We start from the raw sequence: 19,692 nt of genomic DNA on the forward strand, positions 1-19,692 counted from the left end.
ATGCGCCCCCGGAATACTGAGAACAGGGATTTACCGCCAGGGATGGTACGGCGCAAGCGCCCCCGCAAAAACGGAACTGTCTGGGTGGGTTACTACTATCGGGACGCTAACGGAAAAGAGCTGCCGTTGGGCGGCGACTTGGATAAGGCGAGACTGAAATGGGCTGAGCTGGAAGCAAAGGCCAAGCCAGATGACTTGAAGATCATGAAGGGAATTTTTGACCGGTACGAGCGGGACATAATCCCGAAGAAAGCTGCGCGAACACAGAAAGACAACAAGGCTGAATTGAAACACCTGCGTAAGGGTTTCGAGAGTGCGCCGATTGACGCGATCACCCCGTCAATGGTCGCCCAGTATCGAGACGCGCGGACGGCCAAGACCAGAGCAAACCGAGAAATTGCGCTGCTATCTCATGTTTACAACATGGCGCGTGAATGGGGATTCACAGATCGCGAGAACCCCTGCGCCGGGGTGCGCAAGAACAAGGAAAAGGTGCGCGATTATTACGCGAATGACATGGTCTGGGCTGCTGTGTACGGGCAAGCCCCGCAGGAGCTAAAGGATGCGATGGACCTGGCTTACCTAACCGGTCAGCGCCCTGCTGACGTTATCGCGATGAACCGAGGCGATATTGAGGGCGACTACCTCAATGTCCAGCAAGGAAAGACCGGGAAGCGTCTGCGCATTCAGATGCAGAACAGCGGCGTTCCAAACAGCCTGGGCCTGCTGATAGGCGCAATAATGCTCAGAAACGCGAAGCACGTATCCCATCACTTCATTTTGAGCAGGACCGGCATGCGCGTTTCTCAGCAGATGCTGCGTAACCGATGGGATGAAGCTCGGGAAGCAGCGCGCCTTTCTGCCGTTGCCAATGGCAGGGCTGACGATGCAGAGAAAATAAGGGAATTCCAATTCAAGGATATCAGGCCGAAAGCCGCGTCCGAGATCTCCGATATCGCAGACGCCAGCCTGTTGCTGGGCCACTCCAAACAGGAGATAACGAAGCGCGTTTACCGCCGGATCGGCGCCGTCGCGCAGCCCTCAAAATGAGAGAGTTTCGGAACTCCACCCCTTAAAGTTTCGGAACTCCTCGCTTTCCAGCGGCCAATAAAAAACCCCGCAGACTTTAATCTGCGGGGCTTTGAATAGTGGAGGCCGAGGTCGGAATCGAACCGGCGTAGGCGGATTTGCAATCCGCTGCATAACCATTTTGCTACTCGGCCTCAAACGAAAGATGCTTCACTTGAACATCAAACGTGTTTTGATTTCGCGGGAAACCTGTATTTCTTTGGCTTCCAACCCATTGAATCTAAAGGGTTTTTTTCAATTCCTCGCTCAGGAATGGACGCAATTCTGTACTGGTTCGCATGCCATGTCAAGAACGAGGAGAAAATAATTCGCCCACGCTGTACCAGTGCAACCGCTACTGCGCCTGGCGTTCCAGAGGCGTATACGGTTTGAAGAACCCGCTGCCCATCCATTGCGGTGTTTTTTCCGTGGTCAGCGGCTGGGCGCGCTGGTAGCTGTTTGCGTTTTTCGCGTAGCCCTTGTGGTCGTACTCGGCCATGAACGGGTACGGGAACACCTTGCGGGTACGTCCGCGATTGCCCACGTTTTCCTTGACCATGGACGCCGGCAGCGACTGTGCCAGCGGCCTCTGCCTGTTGCCGGCCTTGTCGGGGCCTGCCTGTCGGACAACGATGGCGTCCGGGGCCCGGCTTTTTTCGACCCAGGCCATGATCGGCGTCAGCAGATCGACCAGGCTTGGCCCTTCCCCGCCGCCGCAGTGATAAACGCCGGGCAGCATGTACAGCCTCGAGAATGCCTCGGTGCGGCTCTTGCCCATCTGTGCTTCAAGCGCCTCGTGGTACGCCAGGGTGTTGAGCGGTGAGACGTTCGGGTCGGCCCAGCCGTGCCACAGGATCAGCTTGCCGCCGTGGCTGGCGAATGGCGAGAGATCGGGGTTGGTGGCGTCGTACAGCGCATGCAACGGGCGCAGTTGATCAAAGGTTTTCTCGTCGAAGTTCAGCGCATTCAAATCGAAACTTGCCGGTGGGTTCTTCTCGAACACGACGTTGCGAATAGCCTCCAGCGCGGCCTTTTCACTGTATACCGTCTGATCGGCGCTAACCGGCACGAACACGCCGGCCCAAGCCAATTCCGAACCCGGCTGCGGGCCGCCCAGGGTCAGTCGCTCACCACTGGCAGCGTCCTTCGGGCCTTCGTAAAAGCGTCTGACCGTGGCCACCTCCTCTGCGCTCAGGCACGTGGCGGGGTCGGCCGACGCCTTGCATTGCAGCGCGGCGGGATCGAAGTGGCAGATACGCGGATCCGCTATCAGGCCGTCAATCTGTCCGTCCAGCACATCGCATTGGTCAAGTACGGCCTTGTGCAGCAATGGCAGTCGTGAGGCGAGCAGGATAGGCTTGCCGTCTGCCCCTCGGTTGGAGCGCGCCATCCAGCCGTGATACAGGGTTTTCTGCACTTGAAAGTTGAGCGCCGGGGCTCCGGCAATGATGCCGTCGAAATCGTCCGGGTAACGCTGTGCTTCGATCAACGCCTCGCGACCGCCGTCCGAGCAGCCACTGAAGTAGGCGTATTCTGCTTTGCGACCATAGAACGCGGCGATCAGTTTCTTTGAGGCCAGCGCGGTGAGGTGCACACCACGATGGGCGAAATCGGCGCGTTTTTGCGGATCATCGCCAAAATGCTCGTCTGCCGCCCGATGGCCCATGTCAGTGGAGGCCACCGCAAAGGCGCCGGCATTCAGGGATGTGCAGCCATCAGCGGCACGCACGGTCGAGTTGACGTTGCCACACAATCCGCCGCAGCCGACTTGCAGGTAGCGCTGCTCCCAGGTCCCGGCTGGCAGCTCAAGCCTGAAATTGATCTCCGGCGCCAGCTGGCCTTCCACGGCACACACCGCAACACCATCACGGGTCGATTCACTGGCCGCCAGCACACGACTGCCCTGCCCGCCGATGTCACTGAGTTCCAAGCTGCTCAGTGCAGCACAGCTGCTGACCGGTTTGACCACTGCAAGCCGGGCTGTATTGTCGGCGGTCGCCGCGGATGCCATACGGGCCAGAGCCGGCGTCTGAATGCTGAGTGAAGTGACCAGCAGCAACAAGGCGTGGGCGTACTTCGGCTGGGAGGGTTTCATGAGAACTCCTGTTCATGAAGGATCAAAACCACAGTGCGAACCTGCAAATGGCCGCACTGTGGGCAAGGGTAAAACGTTCAAGCCTGGCGATTATTCAAAGGCTAGTGGAAAAAACCATCACCGATTCCATCCGCCGCCCATGACCTTGTAGAGCGTGACGCAGTTGCTCTGCTCTGTCAGGCGCAGGGAAATCAGGTCCTGCTCGGCACTGTACAGCGAGCGTTGCGACTCGAGCGCCTCCAGATAACTCTGCGATCCGCCGCGGTATAGGGCGTCGGCCAGTTCGTAGCTTCTGCGGCTGGCATCGGTGTATGCCTGCTGCGCGGCAAGCCGCTCATCCAGCGTGCTGCGCACCGCCAAGGCATCGGCCACTTCCTTGAATGCGGTCTGGATCGTCTGCTGATAGGTCTGAAGCTGGATCTGGTTCTCGATCTTGGCCGAGTCAAGCGTGGCCCGATTGGCGCCGCCGTCGAAAATCGGCACGCTGATACTTGGCGCAAAGCTCCACGCGCCGGTTCCGGACTTGAACAGACCTGACAGGCTGGTGCTGGAAGAGCCTGCACTGGCAGTCAGGGTGATACTGGGGAAGAACGCCGCACGCGCGGCACCGATATCAATGTTCGCGGCTTTGAGTGTGTGTTCGGCACTCAGCACGTCCGGGCGACGCTGCAGGAGGCTGGAAGGCAGGCCATCCGGCACCTGCACCAATTGCGCCACCGACTGCATGTCGGCATCGGGCAGCAGCTCCTCCGGCAGATCGCTGCCGACCAGCAGGCGCAAGGCGTTGCGGTCCTGAAGAATCTGGCTTTTATATTGCGCCACATCGCCCCTCGCCGATTCGACCGTTGTCTGCGCCTGGGCCACTTCCAGCCCGGAAGAACCGCCCAGCGCATGACTGTTTCTGGTCAGGTCGTAGCTTTTCTGCTGACTGGCCAGCGTGTCTTCGGCAAGTTTCAGAAGCTGGTTGTCGGCGGCCAGGGTCAGCCAGCCGGTCGCCACTTCTGCGATCAGGCTGATTTGCGTACTGCGCCGTGTTTCGGTCAACGCCAGGTAATCCTCAAGCGCTTCGTCCTGAAGGTTCTGGATACGCCCGAACACATCCAGCTCATAGCTGCTCAAGCCCAACTGCGCGCTGTACTCGTGGCTGATCGACGACTTGCCGGTCATCGAGGTGGATGACGGCGTGCGTGTATGCGTGCCGCTGCCACTGGCATCAATGGTCGGCAGGCTCGCCGCCCGCTCGATGCGATATTGCGCCTGCGCTTTCTCGACATTGAGGCTGGCCAGGCGCAGGTCGCGGTTATTCACCAGCGCCAGGTTCTGCAGGCGCACCAGGCGGTTACCGATGAAAAAATTCTGCCATTCGATATCCGTGGGCACGCTGCCCGACGCAGCCGGTTGGGCAGCCGTCGCTGGCAGCCATTGGCTTGAAACCGGCGCTTCAGGGCGCTGGTAATCCGGGGCCAGGTTGACGCAGCCCGCAAGCAGCGCCGTGACAGCCAGCGAAGGCCAGAAAAGACGCATCATGCTTCACCTGTAGATGTGGGTTGAGCCGCCGGAGCAGTGCCTGACGAACGACTGAAGCGGCGACGCACTTCCACGAAGAACAGCGGCACCAGGAAAATCCCCAGCACGGTGGCGCTGAACATGCCGCCCAGTACGCCCGTGCCGATCGCATTACGCCCAGCCGAGCCGGCACCGCTGCTGAGGGCCAGCGGCAGCACACCGAACATGAACGCCAGCGAAGTCATCAGAATCGGACGCAGTCGTTGCCGGGCGGCAAGAAGGGTCGCTTCATGCAGGCTTTTGCCCTGTTCCTGAAGATGTTTGGCGAACTCGACGATCAGAATCGCGTTTTTCGCCGCCAGGCCCACGGTGGTCAGCAAGCCCACCTGAAAGTACACGTCATTGCTCAAGCCACTGATCCGTGTCGCCAGTACCGCGCCGACCACGCCCAGCGGTACCACGAGCATGACCGAGAACGGCACCGACCAGCTCTCGTACAAGGCTGCCAGACAGAGAAACACGAACAGCACTGAAATGGCATAGAGCATCGGCGCCTGGGAGCCGGACAGGCGCAGTTGATAGGACTGCCCGGTCCACTCGTACCCGATGCCTTCGGGCAGTTGCTTGATGATGGCCTCAACCGCATCCATCGCGGTACCCGAGCTGACACCTGGCGCAGGATCGCCCACCAATTCAAGTGACGAGCTGCCGTTGTAACGCTCCAGCAACGGCGAACCATAACTCCAGCTGCTGCTGGCGAACGACGAGAACGGGACCATTTCGTCATTGCTGTTGCGCACGAACCAATGGTCCAGATCGGCTGATTGCATACGCGAAGCAGCCTCGCCCTGCACATAGACTTTCTTCACTCGCCCCTGATTGAGGAAGTCATTGATGTAGCTGCCGCCCAGCGCAGTGGACAGGGTCGAGTTGATGTCGCTGGTGGACAGGCTCAGCGCTCCGGCCTTGCGATCGTCGATGGTCACTTTCAGCTGCGGAGTGTCGTCCAGGCCGTTGCTGCGCACGCCCAGCATGCTCGAGTCCTTTCTCGCCAGCTCGATAAACTGCTCGCGTGCCGCCACCAGTGCCTCATGCCCCACTCCGCCGAGGTCCTTGAGTTGCACATCGAACCCCGAACTCTGCCCCAGGCCACGTACCGCAGGCGGCTGCATGACAAACACGCTGGCGTCACCGATGCTCGCCAGGGCCAGCGTCGCGCGCTGTGCCACCTGCGCTGCGCCCTGCTCCTTGCCGGAACGCTCGCTCCAGTCCTTGAGCTTGATGAACGCCCTGGCGGTGTTCTGACTGTTACCGCCCATCCCCAGCCCGGAAATACTGATCAACGCCTCGACTTCCGGCTGTTTGAGCATGTAAGCCTCGAACTGCCGCATCACCGCCTGCGTACGGCTGTCGGTAGCGCCCACCGGCAGCTGGATCTGCGCCATCAGCGCGCCCTGGTCTTCATCCGGCAGGAACGAGGTGGGCAGACTGACGTAACCCACCGCCATGACCACCAGCACCAGCGCATATACCAGCAGGCCCCGTCCGCGATGTTCGATGACTCCGCCCACGCCTCGCTGATAGCGATCAGCGCTGCGGTCGAACATGCGGTTGAACCAGCCGAAAAAGCCACCGCGCTGTGCGTGCAGTTGCGCATCCGAGGCTTTGAGCATCGTTGCGCACAACGCTGGCGTCAGGGTCATTGCAACCAGTACCGAGAGCAGCATGGCCGAAACGATGGTCACCGAAAACTGCCGGTAGATAATCCCGGTGGAACCGCTGAAAAAGGCCATCGGAATGAACACGGCGCTCAGCACCAGCGCGATACCGATCAGCGCGCTGGTAATTTCATCCATTGATTTGCGGGTCGCCTCCAGCGGGCTCAGGTGCTCTTCGCCCATCACCCGCTCGACGTTTTCCACCACCACAATGGCATCGTCTACCAGCAGGCCGATGGCCAGGACCATCGCAAACATGGTCAGCGTGTTGATCGAATAGCCGAACAGCGCCAGCACGCCGAACGTGCCCAGCAGCACCACCGGCACGGTAATCGCCGGAATCAGCGTGGCACGCAGGTTCTGCATGAACAGAAACATGATCAGCACCACCAGCGCGATCGCCTCACCCAGCGACTTCACCACCTCCTTGATCGACAGGCTCACGAATGGCGTGGTGTCATAGGCAATGACTGTTTTCAGTTGCATTTGCGCGGGGTAGAACGGTTCGAGCTCCTTGAGTTTGGCCTTGATCGCTTCACCAACGCTCAGCGCGTTTGCGCCTGACGCCAGCTGAATACCCATTGCCGCCGCAGGCCTGCCATTGAGCGCCGAGTTGATGTCATAGCTTTCGCTGCCCAGCTCCACCCGCGCCACATCGCGCAAGAGCACGACCGCGCCGTCACTGGAAGATTTGACGACCACGTTCTCGAACTGCTCGGGCGTCTGCAGCTTGCTGCGGGCACTGATGGTCGCATTCAGTTGCTGACCTTCCACCGCGGGCAAGGCCCCCAACTGGCCTGCCGAGACCTCGGTGTTCTGCGCCTCCAGGGCCGAGCTGATGTCCGAGGGCATCAGTGAGTACTTTTCCATCTTCGCCGGGTCCAGCCAGATCCGCATCGCGTACCCCGACCCCAGGGTCTGAACGTCGCCGACGCCATCCACACGGCTCAGTTGATCGAGCAGCGTGCTGGAAATGTAATCACCGATCTGCGTGCCGGTGACGCTTTCGTTATCGGAGGCCAGGGCGACCAGCATAAGGAAGTCGGAACTGCCCTTGGTCACCGTCAAGCCTTCGCTCTGCACGCTTTGCGGCAGGCGCGATTCAGCCTGCTGCAGCTTGTTCTGCACCTGCATCTGCGCCACATCAGGGTCGGTGCCGGCGGCGAAGGTCAGGCTGATGCTCGCACTGCCCGCAGAGCTGCTGGAGGCGGACATATAAGTCAGCCGGTCCAGCCCCTTCATCTGCTGCTCGATGACCTGCGTGACAGAGTCTTCGACGGTCTTGGCCGATGCACCAGTGTAAGTGGCGGAGATCTTTACCGTCGGCGGCGCGATATTGGGGTATTGCTCAAGTGGCAGCTGGCTGATGGACAGCCCACCTGCAAACATGATGCAGATGGCAATGACCCAGGCGAAGATGGGCCGATCGATGAAGAAACGAGCCATATTCAGCCCTCCTTCACGGCAGCGGTAGTGGCCGCAGTACCAGACGCTGGCGAATCGGCGTTGTCAGCGCTCTGCACGGTAACCTCGGTGCCTACCGGGGTTTTCTGTCCGCCTTCGACCACGACCTGATCATTGGCCTTGAGCCCGCTGCTCACCCACCACTGGTTGCCCACCGTGCGGTCGACGCTGATCACCCGCTGCTCGATCTTGCCGTCAACCACCAGCAACACCGTGGTCTGGCCACTGGCACTGCGGGTGACGGCCTTCTGCGGAATCAGGATCGCATTCTGATCCTGCGCCTGCTCCAGCACCGCCACCACGTACATGCCGGGCAGCAACAGCCGCTCCGGATTGGCAAAGCTGGCACGCAGCGTCACCGTGCCGGTGCCTTCATTGACGCTTACGCCGCTGAATTGCAGGCGGCCTTCCTGGTTGTAGGTGCTGCCGTCATCCAGCTTGAGGGTGATTCGGGCTTCCCCGTCGCTGTTGGTTTGCAGCTTGCCGCTGGCCAGGTCGCGCTTGAGACGCAGCAACTCGGTGGTGGACTGGGTAACGTCGACGTAAATCGGGTCCAGTTGCTGAACCGTGGTCAGCGCAGTGTCCTGCTGGGCCACCACCAATGCACCGGGGGTCACGGTCGAGGTCTCGATGCGGCCGCTGATAGGTGCGGTAATCCGTGTGTAGGCCAGATTGATGCGTGCGGTCTGCACATCGGCCTCCGCCACTTTCACCTCGGCTGCGGCAGTCAGCAGGCTGGCCTCGGCGTCTTCTTTATCCTGCTGGCTGATGGCATCGATCTTGGCCAGTTGCACATCGCGTTTGGCGGTGGCCTGTGCGGACTTGAGCGTGGCACGGGACTTGGCGAGCGTGGCCTGCGACTCTGCCAGAGCCGCCTGATAGGTCGCGCTGTCGAGTTGGTACAACGGCTGACCAGCCTTGATTTCGGCGCCTTCGACGAACAGTCGCTGCTGCACGATGCCACTGACCTGAGGCCGTATCTCGGCAACCATGTACGCTTTGGTGCGCCCCGCCAGCTCGGTGGTCAGCGATTGGCTGCGCGGTTTGACGGTGACCACCGACACGCTCGGTTTCTCCGCAGCAGGCGGCGAATTGCCGTCTGAACAACCGCTCAGAAGACCGATAAGGGCTGCGTAGATGACAAAGGTCAAAGTCATCAGGTATTTGGCGAAAATCTTGCTCGACATGATTGCCTCAGGACGTTGTGGCGAAAGCCTGACGTCAGAGTGCGAGGCAAATGTGCAGGAAAATTGAAGATTGCCGCGTTGACTTGAAACTTGCCGTCGCGAAGGCCTAAATGGACGCCGTCTTCAGGGAAACCCCGAGCCTTCATGAAATCGAGCATCTCCACCAAACTCTTTGTCGCGGTATTGGCCAGCGTGCTGTCAGTCATCCTGATCATGGGCCTGACCGCGAACTGGAGCTTTGCCCGCGGCTTTCTGGGTTACCTCAACGAACAGGCCATGCAGCGCATGTCGCCGGTCCTGCCACGGCTGGCCGCTGCCTATGCGCGCGAAGGCAGTTGGGAATTCATGCGTGACAACAAGGATCGCTGGTTCGAAGTGATGCGCCCGGAGCCGGCGCAGGATTTCGCCATCCCCGGGCTGGCGACGCCGCCTACCTCTGACCTGACCGGCGCGGTGTTCCGGATCGCGCTGCTGGATGCGCAAAAGAACCTGGTGATGGGCTTTCCAGGGGTCCATGATGATGAGTTCATGCGCCCGGTGGAAGTCGACGGCAAAGTTGTTGGCTGGATGGCGGTCACGCCCTTTCAAAGTGTCAGCGAAGCCGGTGGCGAGCGCTTTCAGCAGTACCAGTTGCGTGCCAGCCTGGCGATGGGCGTGCTGTCGCTGCTGCTGGCGGTGCTGATTGCCTGGTGGATCGCGCGCACCCTGCTCGATCCGGTCAAACGTGTGGCTGCGGCAACCCATCGCCTTGCCGCCGGTGAATACGCCAGTCGCGTGGCGGTTTCCTCGAACGACGAGGTGGGTCAACTGGCGCGCGACTTCAACCAGCTGGCGTACACCCTGGAGCGCAATGAGAAGATGCGCCGCGAATTCATGGCCGACGTGTCCCATGAGCTGCGCACCCCGCTGTCGGTCCTGCGTGGCGAACTGGAAGCCATCGAGGACGGCGTGCGCACACTGGATCAGGCGTCGATGAAGTCTTTGCAGGGCGAAGTCGGCATGCTCAGCAAGCTGGTGGATGATCTGTATGAGCTGTCCCTGGCGGATGTGGGCGCCCTGACCTACCGCAAGGTCGACTGTGATCTGGCGGCGCTGCTGACGAATATCACCGACATGTTCGAAGAGCGTTGCGCAGCCCGTCAGTTACATTTGCAGCTGGAGCTTGCTGGCGGAGCTCTACCGGTGCACGCAGATCCGGGACGCCTGCAGCAATTGATCAGCAACCTTCTGGAAAACTCAGTGCGCTACACCGATGCCGGTGGCACAGTGCACGTGCGTGCTGCCCTGCTGGGTAATGAGGTGCGCGTCGATGTGATGGATTCCGGCCCCGGCGTCGACCCGCAGCAACTGCCCAGACTGTTCGAACGTTTCTATCGCGGTGAAACCTCACGTAACCGCGCCAGCGGCGGTGCGGGTCTGGGGTTGGCGATCTGTCACAGCATCGCCCTCGCCCACGGCGGCAGCCTGAGCGCCGACCATTCGCCCACAGGCGGCCTCTGGCTGACCCTATGCCTGCCCGGACACTTGCGCCCATGACCGCTACAAGCGTTGAAACACCGATTCTCATTGTCGAAGACGAGCCCAAGCTGGCGTCGCTGATGCGCGACTACCTGATCGCGGCCGGGTATTCGACCCACTGCCTGAGTAACGGGCTGGACGTTGTGCCCGCTGTCAGAGCGAACGCGCCACAACTGATTCTGCTCGACATCATGCTGCCTGGGCGTGATGGAATGGACATTTGCAAGGAGCTGCGCAGCTTCAGCGACGTGCCCATTGTGATGATCACCGCACGCGTCGAGGAAATCGACCGATTGCTGGGCCTGGACCTCGGTGCCGACGACTACATCTGCAAACCGTTCAGCCCCCGTGAGATGGTCGCTCGCGTCAAAGCCATCCTGCGTCGGAGCGTTTCCACCGAGCCGCACACGCCCAAGGGTTTGCAGGTGGACGAAGCGCATTACCAGGCCTCGTTCAACGGCGTCACCCTGGACCTGACCCCGGTGGAACTGCGTCTGCTGGCGACCTTCGCCCGCTCACCGGGCCGGGTCTTCTCCCGTGACCACTTGCTGGACAGGCTCTACTCGGATCACCGCGTAGTGACCGACCGCACCGTGGACAGCCACATCCGCAACCTGCGCCGCAAACTGGAGCAGGCCTGCCCGGGTCAGGACCCGATCCAGTCGCTGTACGGGGTGGGCTACAAGCTGGAGTTGTGACCGGTCCTGTGCGGAGCGTGGGTACGATCGTTACAGGACGATCGTTCCTCACGCTCCAGCGTGGGAATGCCTGTCGTGACGCTCCGCGTCACAAATCTGAGCCACGCTGCCTGCGCAACGACAGTCATCACACCTCAGGCACTCTCCGTCTGCCGGTTCCTCTGCAGCGCAGCCAGGTCACGGAAGGCAGCGCCCGGATGACTTGCTTCCAGACGTGGCCCATCGCCAAACAGCTTTTCGCGCAACGTGCCCTTGGCGTATTCGGTCTTGTAGACGCCGCGCTTCTGAAGCTCAGGCACCAACAGCTCGACCGCATCGATGAAGGTTTCATGGGTCAGCGCGTACGCCAGGTTGAACCCGTCAACGTCGGTTTCTTCCACCCACTCCTGCAGCAGATCCGCCACCGTTTCCGGGCTGCCGACAAACAGCGGGCCGAAGCCACCGATTCCGACCCAATCGGCCAGTGCCTGCGGCGTCCATATCGTGTTCGGGTCTGCACTGGAAAAGGTCTCGACCGCCGACTGAATGGCATTGGTGTGAACGTGACGAAGGGGTTCGTCGGGCTTGAACTGGCTGAAGTCGATACCGGTCCAGCCGGAAATCAAGGCCATCGCGCCCTCATAACTGACCCAGCTTTTGTATTCCTCGAATTTGGCCCTGGCCTTGGCATCCGTCTCGCCAAGGATCACCGTCTGTAAATTGAAAATCAGCACCTTGGACGGGTCGCGACCGGCCTCTACGGTGCGCCGGCGGATATCAGCCACGGTCTTTTTCAGCAGGACTTTCGAGGGCGCTGCAACGAAAACGCATTCGGCGTGCTCGGCGGCGAACTGCTTGCCGCGACTTGAAGCGCCGGCCTGATAGAGCACAGGCGTGCGTTGCGGCGACGGCTCGCACAAATGGATGCCAGGCACCTGGAAGTGTTTGCCAACATGGCGAATCTCGTGGATTTTGGTCGGATCACTGAATACGCGGCGCTCCCGGTCACGCAGAATCGCGCCGTCTTCCCAGCTGCCTTCCCAGAGTTTGTAACAAACCTCCAGATACTCCTCCGCGTAGTCGTAGCGCGCGTCATGTTCGGTCAGGGTTTTCTGGCCCAGGTTCTTCGCACCGCTTTCCAGATACGAGGTGACGATATTCCAGCCCGCACGCCCCTTGGTCAGGTGATCCAGCGTCGACAGGCGACGGGCAAACGGATAGGGATGTTCGAACGACAGCGACGCGGTCAGGCCGAAGCCCAAATGTTCGGTCACCAGCGCCATGGGCGGGATGAGCTGCAACGGGTCGTTGACCGGCACCTGAGTAGCCTGGCGAATTGCCGCCTCACCGTTGCCGCGATAGACGTCGTAAATGCCCAGCACATCGGCAATGAACAAACCATCGAACTTGCCGCGTTCGAGAATTTTCGCCAGATCGGTCCAGTATTCGAGGTCCTTGTACTGCCAGGAACGGTCACGCGGATGTGCCCAGAGGCCCGGCGATTGATGGCCGACGCAGTTCATGTCAAACGCATTAAGGCGGATTTGGCGAGGCATGCACTTACTCCTGAAGCTGTGGCGGAACCACGCCGTTGAGGCGTTGATTGCCGATAACCTGATAGTGCCAGCGCAGCGGCTCGCGACCGGCCGGGGCTGGCAATAACGGACGCTGCCCGGTCAATTCGTACTGAATATTGCCCACCGCCTGCAGAGCATCGGCGCTGGCAATGACCGCCTCGCTGCTGGCGATAAGGTGTTGCTCGGCCGAAGCGTCCAGACGCCCGGCGCGCTCCAGCAGCGCGGCGGCGACGTCCAGACGAATCTGCAGGTCCCCGACCTTGCTGATCACATAAGGGTCATCGACCACGCGCTGCAGACCACTGAGCGACCACGGCCGACCGTGCTCACGCAGGTAATCGAGGGTGTCTTGCAGGCCCTGGCGCGCCCGATCAAGGTCTTCGGCGGCGACCGCCAGTTGTGCGGTAATAGCGGGATGCGTCATGGGCATACTCCTTGATCAGTTCCAGGCGTGGCGTGGCGGTGCAATGCCGTTGAGCACCTGATTGCCGATCAGGTGATATTTCCAGCGCGCCGGGTCATGCAGCGTGTGGGTCCGCGCGTTGCGCCAGTAGCGGTCGAGATTGAGTTTGCCGAGCACCGAGCGGGTGCCGGCCAGTTCGAACAGCTGGCTGCCGGCGAGCAAGGCAATCTGCGCCGACAGCACCTTGGCCTGGGCGACAATCAGCGAGGCCTGTGCAACGCTGGCTTCACTGGGTTCGGCCAGGGCGTGATCGATGGCCTGCCCGGCTTTGGCGAGGATCGCGTCGGTGCCGTGCAGGCGCCACTGCAAGTCGCCGATGGCGGCAATGCTGAACGGGTCCTGCCAGCCGAAATCCTGCTTGCTGTCGATCCATGGCCGCGCCAACCGGGCGTGCTTCAGGGTTTCCTCGAACGCGCCGTGAGCAATGCCGGTATCCACCGCGGCCTGAATGATCTGCGAAATCGGCCCATTGGCCGTCGGTTCGTCGAAAGCGCGATACGCCGGGATCACCGCACTCGACGGTACGCGAACGGCTTTCAAAACAGCCCCGCCGCTGGCCGTGGTGCGCTGCCCGAAACCGTCCCAGTTATCGATGATGGTCAGGCCCGGATTGTCGCGTTCGACGAAGGCGATGAACGCCTGATTCTGCTCGTTGACGCCTGAAACCGGCACGAGGTGCGCGAATAGTGCGCCGGTGCAGTAGAACTTTTCGCCGTCCAGCACCGCGTGCTCGCCCTCAAAGCGAATCCGGGTCTGAAAGGCGCCGGCGTTCTTGCTTTTCGACTCGGAGAACGCATTGCCGAAGCGGTAGCCGGCCAGCGCCTTGCCGAAGTAGTGGCGTTTCTGCTCCTCGGTGCCGGTCTGCAGGAGGATATCGAGCACGCCCAAGTGGTTCTGCGGGATTTGCCCGAGTGAAGGGTCGGCGGCAGAAATAAGCTTGATCACTTCCGCGACGGTGACATAGGAAACGCCCGCACCGCCGTAGGCCTTGGGTACGGTAATGGCCCACAGTCCGCTGGCGGAAAACTCATCCAGCTCGGCGACTGGCAGACGCCGTTCGCGATCACGCGCTGAAGCTTCCTCAGCGAAGCGACCGGCCAGTGCCCTGGCCACTTCGATGGCTTCGGCATCCGAACCAATGACGTGCGCGGCGGGAGGTGCGGCAGTTGGAAGAGAGGAAGGAAAACTCATGGACAGGCTCCTGCTCGTTGGCGACAGGTTGAAAACATTCAACACGCTTGACCCTGAACATTGCACAGCCCGTGCCTGAAAAGATTTCCCTTTAAAAGCAGTAAGTTGCCTATACCCGCGCAGGACTTGACGGCCTCCTGCCGAGCAAAATGTCCGAACGCTGTTGCTGGCCGGACAGCAGCGCATTTACAGCGCATCCAGCGCAGACACAGGTATTCCAGGGCCGACGAGCTGCCGGCATGGCTGACAATGCTGTGCGATTGGCCAGCCAGCGGTCATGCCACTGTTGGCTGATCAACAAGAAAAACAGCGACTCATAAATAAATCATTAAAATCAGGCAGTTACATTCAGGCACAAAGCATGCAGAGAGCCTCGCGAACCTTCCACCGGCCCATGTGCCGATCTCTTCGCGCTCAGGAGTACTGCATGACTCAAACAACCGGCTCAAACCCGCTCTCGCTGGGGACCGATTACGAAACCCTGGCCAACCGATTTCGCCCGATCTTCCGTGAGATTGGCGCTGGCAGCGTCGAACGCGAAAAAGCTCGCGCCCTGCCCCATGAGCCGATTGCCTGGCTGCAGAAAGCCGGTTTCGGCGCTGTACGTGTGCCTATCGAATATGGCGGAGCGGGTGCATCGATCAGCCAGCTGTTTCAACTGCTGATCGAGCTGGCCGAAGCCGACTCGAACATTCCGCAAGCCCTGCGCGCGCACTTCGCTTTCGTCGAAGACCGCCTGAATGCACCACCCGGCGCGGACCGTGACCAGTGGTTTGCGCGCTTTGTGGCCGGGGATCTGGTGGGTAACGGCTGGACCGAAGTCGGTGCGGTGAAAATCGGCGACGTGATTACCAAAGTCAGCCCGCAAGGCGACGGTTTCGTGCTCAACGGCACCAAGTTTTACAGCACCGGCAGCATCTTTGCCGACTGGATAGACGTCTACGCCCAGCGCTCCGATACCGGCGCCGATGTGATCGCGGTCGTCGACGCCAGGCATGCCGGCGTGCGTCACAGTGACGACTGGGACGGGTTCGGCCAGCGCACCACCGGCAGCGGCACCTCGGTCTACAACAACGTACCGCTGCCGGCCACACACGTCATACCGTTCGAGCAACGCTTCAAATACCAGACGGCGTTTTATCAATTGGTGCTGCTGGCGGTGCTGGCCGGGATTGGTCGAGCTGTCGAACGCGACATCGCTCAGGAAGTGCGCGATCGCAAACGCGTCTTCAGCCATGGCAACGCCGGGAGCGTCAGCCAGGACTCACAAGTGCAGCAAGTGGTCGGTCAGGTCGCCGCTCAGGTTTACGCCGCCGAGGCCGCAACGCTGCGCTCCGCCGAGCCGTTGCAGCGTGCGTACCTGGCACGCTTCGGAGATGACCCACAGCGGGAAAAAGACGCCAATATCGCCGCCGAAATCGAGACCGCCAAGGCACAGGTGATCGTCTCGGAACTGGTACTGCGCGCTGCCAGCGATCTGTTCAACGCACTGGGCGCTTCAGGTGTCAGCGTCAACAAGGCGCTGGATCGCCACTGGCGTAATGCGCGCACAGCGGCATCGCACAATCCGCTGATCTACAAGGCGCGCATTGTCGGTGACTGGCGCATCAACGGCACCGAGCCGCCGTTTGTCTGGCAGATCGGCAGCGGTAAAGGTAACGCTTGAGGGGTAATTACGCCGCGTTACGCAGCAGGTGGCGACTGGTAAAACTGAACGCCAGCACCAGAAAGATCAGCGCCCCGGTCGCAACCTGCTGCCAATAGAAGTTCCAGCCGATCAGCAACAGGCCATTGGCGATCACGTTGATGAACAGCACGCCCAAAAGTGTGCCCGGAATATTCGGACGCCCTTGACGGCTGAGCGTCGTACCGATGAACACGGCGCCGATGGCATTGATCAGGTAGGCGTTGCCTGACATCGGCACGTAGGCGTTGACCGTCGAGCTGAGCAGGATACCCGCCACTGCGCAGGCCAGCGCGCTGGCGAAAAACACCTGCACGGCAATGCGTCGCGTGGGCAGGCCCGAGTAATACGCCAGTTGCGGCTGCGTGCCCAGCGCAAGGATTTCCCGTCCCAGACGCCCGCGCGCCAGGACCAGCCCGTAAAGTCCTGCCAGCAACCCGACCACCAGCAGCGGCAATGGCACGCCGAGGATCAGCACAGCGCTGATCCCCGGTAACACGCCCTGAGCGATATAGATCGGCTGGCCACCGTCGGATAACAACTGCTGCACGCTGGTGCCGATAAACAGCGTACCCAGCGTCGCCAGAAACGGCGAAATACGCAGCCCGGCGATCAGCATCGCGTTGAACGCCCCGGCCATGCCACCTGCCAGCATAGCGACCGCAATGGCCGCCCCCAGACCATGACCGCCATTCAGCGTGACCACAAAACCGAGGCTGGCAAAGTCCAGCGCCGTTCCCACCGACAGATCGATACCGCCAGCCGCAACAGCCCAGGTCATGCCGATTGCCACGATGGCCAGCAACACGAAGTTGTTCAGTACCAGACTCGACAGGTTGCCCCAACTCAGAAAGCCCGGCGCATTGATCGCGAAAAACAGCAGGATGATCAGCACCAACAGCGGCAGGACCGCTGGCAACAGGCGCGGCAGAACCTTGATCAGCGTCGAAGAGCTCGTCAGGGTCAGCGTATTCATTGTTCACCCTCCCGGCGGCCGAATGCTCCGGAAAATGCCACCACCAACAGAATCAACACGCCTTGCACGCCGTTGACCCAGAAGCTGGAAATGTTCAGCAATTGAAAGCCGTTGATCAAAAAGCCCAGCAGCAGCGTCGCCAACAGCGTGCCGGGAATGTTGGCGGTCAGACGCCGCGAGAACACCACACCGAGAAAGGCAATGGCCACCACTGACAGCAACATGTCACCGGAACCGGTCGTGCTGCCACTGAAAAAAGCTGCGGAGCAGAATGCAGCCAGCGCGGCGCAGCCTCCGGCAATCAGGTAACTGGCAAGCACATAGCGCCGCAGATTCAACCCGGCAGCCTCGGCTGCTTGCGGGTATTCACCGATGGCGTACAGACGCAAGCCGAACGCGCTGTGCTGAATCACCAGCCACAACACCGCCGCGACGCCCAGCAGCACCCAGGCCAGCGCAGGAACACCCAGCCAGACGCCGGACGCCAGGCTGTCCAGCAATGCCGAGTCGGTCGCGAGCACAGTGTTCTGGGTCAGCACCAGTTCCAGGCCGGCAATCAGGTTCATGCTCGCCAGCGTTGCCAGTAACGGCGGCAAGCGTAAAAACACCACCGCCAGACCGTTGAACGCGCCGACCAGCAGGCCGCAGCCGAGCGTCAGGCCAATCGCTTGCCAGGCATCGAGCCCGGCATTGTTCAGGCTGCTGTAGACGGCCGCACACAGACCGAGATTGGCCGCCAGCGACAGGTCCAGGCCGCCGCTGACCACATTGGAACCACCACCGATAACCACGCAGGTCAGGCCCAGCGCGAGTATGCCGAGCGTTGCTGACTGGGCGAACACGTTGCTGATGTTGCCGAGGCTGAGGAAGTCAGGCGCACTGACAGCAAAGCCGAGCAGAATCGCCAGAAACACCAGCAACGACCCGCGCTGCGCCAGTTGCACGAGCCAGCGTTGCGCTGGATCGCCAGCCTGTGCGATTGATAGATCAAGCGCGGACATAATGGGCCTCCGGAGGGCATGATTGGCTGTCATGGTCGCTTTCACTGGCGCCCGTGGCACAGGCCAGCAACTGGTCGCTGTCGGTGCTCAATGAGTCGAATTCGCCTGCAATGCGTCCTCTGTGCAGGACCACAATGCGCTGAGTGATGCCAATCAGCTCCGGCAAGTCCGACGACAGCACCAGCACCGCTGCACCGCCCTCCGCAAGCCGGGCAATCAACCGGTAGATCTCCACCTTGGCGCCGATGTCGACACCCACGCTGGGCTCGTCCAGCAGGTATAACGTCGAATGGCGGCTCAGCCATTTGCCCAGCGCAACCTTTTGCTGGTTGCCACCGCTGAGCGCGTGCACCGGCGCATCATGACCTGAGGTCTTGATTGCCAGTTCATCAATCAGGTGTTGGCTTTCCCCGGCTTGCGCCGCAGCGTCGAGCAATCCCCAGCGGCTGAAGCGCCCCAGGCTGGCCAGCGTGATGTTCTCCAGCACCGAAAGCGCCGGTGCCACGCCATGCGTGCGGCGCTCCTCGGGGACCAGCGCGATGCCATGGCGTACCGCGTCACGTGGTGATTTCAGCTGCAACGGCTGACCGTTCAACAACAGTTCGCCGCGATCCGGCTTGAGCAGCCCGAACAGGCTTTTGAGCAGCTCCTTGGCACCCGAGCCGACCAGCCCGGTCAGGCCCAGCACTTCGCCACGCCGCACGCTCAGGTCAACGCCGTCGTAGAAGCGCCCTGCCCCCAGCCCGCGCAGTTGAAGCACGGGCGTGCCGGGTAATGTCCGGGCACGAAAATATTGCTCGCCGACCTCCCGATTGACCATCAGCCGGGCGATCTGCGCGGTGCTGGTGAGTGCCGGATCGACCACCGCCACATCGCGTCCGTTACGCAGCACGGTGACCTGATCACACAGCGATTCGATCTCCTGCAAATAGTGGGAAATGTAAACAATGGTCAGCCCTTCATCGCGCAGGCGGCGGACAATGCCCAGCAAGCGGTCCACCTCCTGCTTGACCAGTGACACACTCGGCTCATCGAACACCAGCACCTTCGGCCTGGCCAGCAACGCACGAGTGATCTGCAGTATCTGCCGCTGAGCGCTGTCCAGGTCACGTACCAAAGCCCCCTCAGGCAGGCGCATGGCAAAGTAATCGTCCAGAAGCCTTGCCGCTTCGCGCTCTTGGGCGCGGCGATCGACGAAGGGGCCACGCTTGATTTCCTGCCCGAAAAACAGTGCCTCGCCGACGCTGAAGCTGCCCGGCAGCAGTCGCTCCTGATGAATGAAATGCACGCCTGCGGCTTCGACCTGACGCGGCGTGAAACTGTCGAACGGCTGGCCGTGAATACTCAAACTGCCAGCATCGGCACGATGAATACCAGCGAGGACCTTGATCAGGGTCGACTTGCCCGCCCCGTTTTCTCCCACCAGCCCGTGAATCGTTCCGGCCTCGACCTTAAGGTTTACGCCGTCCAGCGCCTGGGTGGCGCCAAAGCACTTGCTGATACCCGCCAAGTGCAAGGCCGGTGGCGCCACTTCAACGTCTGCAATCGCTGATCCCATGATCGATCT

General features: G+C 61.1%; 14 protein-coding genes and 1 tRNA gene. 4 read left to right on the forward strand and 11 right to left on the reverse strand.

Annotated features, from left to right (window positions below):
* A complete protein-coding gene (locus BT119_RS13300) occupies nucleotides 1–1,050 on the forward strand; it encodes a phage integrase (protein WP_072365988.1) in 1,050 nt (349 codons plus the stop codon).
* Nucleotides 1,051–1,149: 99 nt separating this feature from the next.
* Here the strand turns inward: BT119_RS13300 and BT119_RS13305 are convergent.
* The 5 genes from BT119_RS13305 to BT119_RS13325 all read right to left on the reverse strand — a co-directional run bounded on the left by BT119_RS13305 (nucleotide 1,150) and on the right by BT119_RS13325 (nucleotide 9,038).
* Nucleotides 1,150–1,223: transfer RNA gene (locus BT119_RS13305), tRNA-Cys, on the reverse strand.
* A gap of 200 nt (nucleotides 1,224–1,423) precedes the next feature.
* Nucleotides 1,424–3,163 carry a tannase/feruloyl esterase family alpha/beta hydrolase gene (locus tag BT119_RS13310; RefSeq protein WP_072365990.1) on the reverse strand — a complete coding sequence of 580 codons (1,740 nt, stop codon included), beginning with the start codon at nucleotides 3,161–3,163 and terminating at the stop codon, nucleotides 1,424–1,426.
* Nucleotides 3,164–3,280: 117 nt separating this feature from the next.
* A complete protein-coding gene (locus tag BT119_RS13315; RefSeq protein ID WP_072365992.1) occupies nucleotides 3,281–4,687 on the reverse strand; it encodes an efflux transporter outer membrane subunit in 1,407 nt (468 codons plus the stop codon).
* Nucleotides 4,687–7,833 carry an efflux RND transporter permease subunit gene (locus tag BT119_RS13320; RefSeq protein WP_072365994.1) on the reverse strand — a complete coding sequence of 1,049 codons (3,147 nt, stop codon included), beginning with the start codon at nucleotides 7,831–7,833 and terminating at the stop codon, nucleotides 4,687–4,689. Before BT119_RS13320 ends, BT119_RS13315 begins: the two co-directional genes overlap by 1 nt.
* 2 nt (nucleotides 7,834–7,835) lie before the next feature.
* Nucleotides 7,836–9,038, reverse strand: coding sequence for an efflux RND transporter periplasmic adaptor subunit (locus BT119_RS13325; RefSeq protein ID WP_072365996.1), 1,203 nt, complete (start codon nucleotides 9,036–9,038; stop codon nucleotides 7,836–7,838).
* A 144-nt stretch (nucleotides 9,039–9,182) separates the two neighbouring features.
* Between BT119_RS13325 and baeS the strand changes: the two genes are divergently transcribed.
* Both baeS and BT119_RS13335 read left to right on the forward strand, forming a co-directional pair.
* Nucleotides 9,183–10,574: a sensor histidine kinase efflux regulator BaeS gene (gene baeS / locus BT119_RS13330; protein WP_072365998.1), complete on the forward strand. Its 1,392-nt coding sequence runs from the start codon at nucleotides 9,183–9,185 to the stop codon at nucleotides 10,572–10,574.
* Nucleotides 10,571–11,254, forward strand: a complete 684-nt coding sequence (locus BT119_RS13335) for a response regulator (protein ID WP_072366000.1) — start codon at nucleotides 10,571–10,573, stop codon at nucleotides 11,252–11,254. Before baeS ends, BT119_RS13335 begins: the two co-directional genes overlap by 4 nt.
* A gap of 134 nt (nucleotides 11,255–11,388) precedes the next feature.
* Here BT119_RS13335 and BT119_RS13340 read toward each other — a convergent pair whose 3' ends face one another.
* From BT119_RS13340 to BT119_RS13350, 3 genes are read right to left on the reverse strand one after another with little or no spacing between them, the layout of a single operon-like run.
* Complete coding sequence (locus BT119_RS13340; protein ID WP_054080978.1) at nucleotides 11,389–12,789, reverse strand: LLM class flavin-dependent oxidoreductase; 1,401 nt, start codon at nucleotides 12,787–12,789, stop codon at nucleotides 11,389–11,391.
* Nucleotides 12,790–12,793: 4 nt separating this feature from the next.
* Nucleotides 12,794–13,234 carry an acyl-CoA dehydrogenase gene (locus BT119_RS13345; RefSeq protein WP_054080979.1) on the reverse strand — a complete coding sequence of 147 codons (441 nt, stop codon included), beginning with the start codon at nucleotides 13,232–13,234 and terminating at the stop codon, nucleotides 12,794–12,796.
* A 15-nt stretch (nucleotides 13,235–13,249) separates the two neighbouring features.
* Entirely contained in the window at nucleotides 13,250–14,464 is a 1,215-nt protein-coding gene (locus BT119_RS13350; protein WP_060707873.1) for an SfnB family sulfur acquisition oxidoreductase, read from the reverse strand.
* 427 nt (nucleotides 14,465–14,891) lie between these two features.
* Between BT119_RS13350 and BT119_RS13355 the strand changes: the two genes are divergently transcribed.
* The gene (locus tag BT119_RS13355; RefSeq protein ID WP_003364280.1) at nucleotides 14,892–16,130 is read left to right on the forward strand and encodes an acyl-CoA dehydrogenase family protein; all 1,239 of its coding nucleotides are present in this window, start codon (nucleotides 14,892–14,894) and stop codon (nucleotides 16,128–16,130) included.
* Between the two features lie 7 nt (nucleotides 16,131–16,137).
* On the opposite strand, the gene BT119_RS13360 is transcribed toward BT119_RS13355, so the two are convergent.
* From BT119_RS13360 to BT119_RS13370, 3 genes are read right to left on the reverse strand one after another with little or no spacing between them, the layout of a single operon-like run.
* Nucleotides 16,138–17,124, reverse strand: a complete 987-nt coding sequence (locus tag BT119_RS13360; RefSeq protein ID WP_072366001.1) for an ABC transporter permease — start codon at nucleotides 17,122–17,124, stop codon at nucleotides 16,138–16,140.
* A complete protein-coding gene (locus BT119_RS13365) occupies nucleotides 17,121–18,125 on the reverse strand; it encodes an ABC transporter permease (protein WP_003364286.1) in 1,005 nt (334 codons plus the stop codon). The genes BT119_RS13360 and BT119_RS13365 overlap by 4 nt, the downstream gene beginning before the upstream one ends.
* Nucleotides 18,112–19,683: a sugar ABC transporter ATP-binding protein gene (locus BT119_RS13370; protein WP_072366003.1), complete on the reverse strand. Its 1,572-nt coding sequence runs from the start codon at nucleotides 19,681–19,683 to the stop codon at nucleotides 18,112–18,114. Before BT119_RS13370 ends, BT119_RS13365 begins: the two co-directional genes overlap by 14 nt.
* Nucleotides 19,684–19,692: the final 9 nt, after the last annotated feature.

It is taken from the genome of Pseudomonas sp. NFACC10-1 (assembly GCF_900119195.1).
GTDB classification, from domain to species: Bacteria; Pseudomonadota; Gammaproteobacteria; order Pseudomonadales; family Pseudomonadaceae; genus Aquipseudomonas; species Aquipseudomonas cerasi.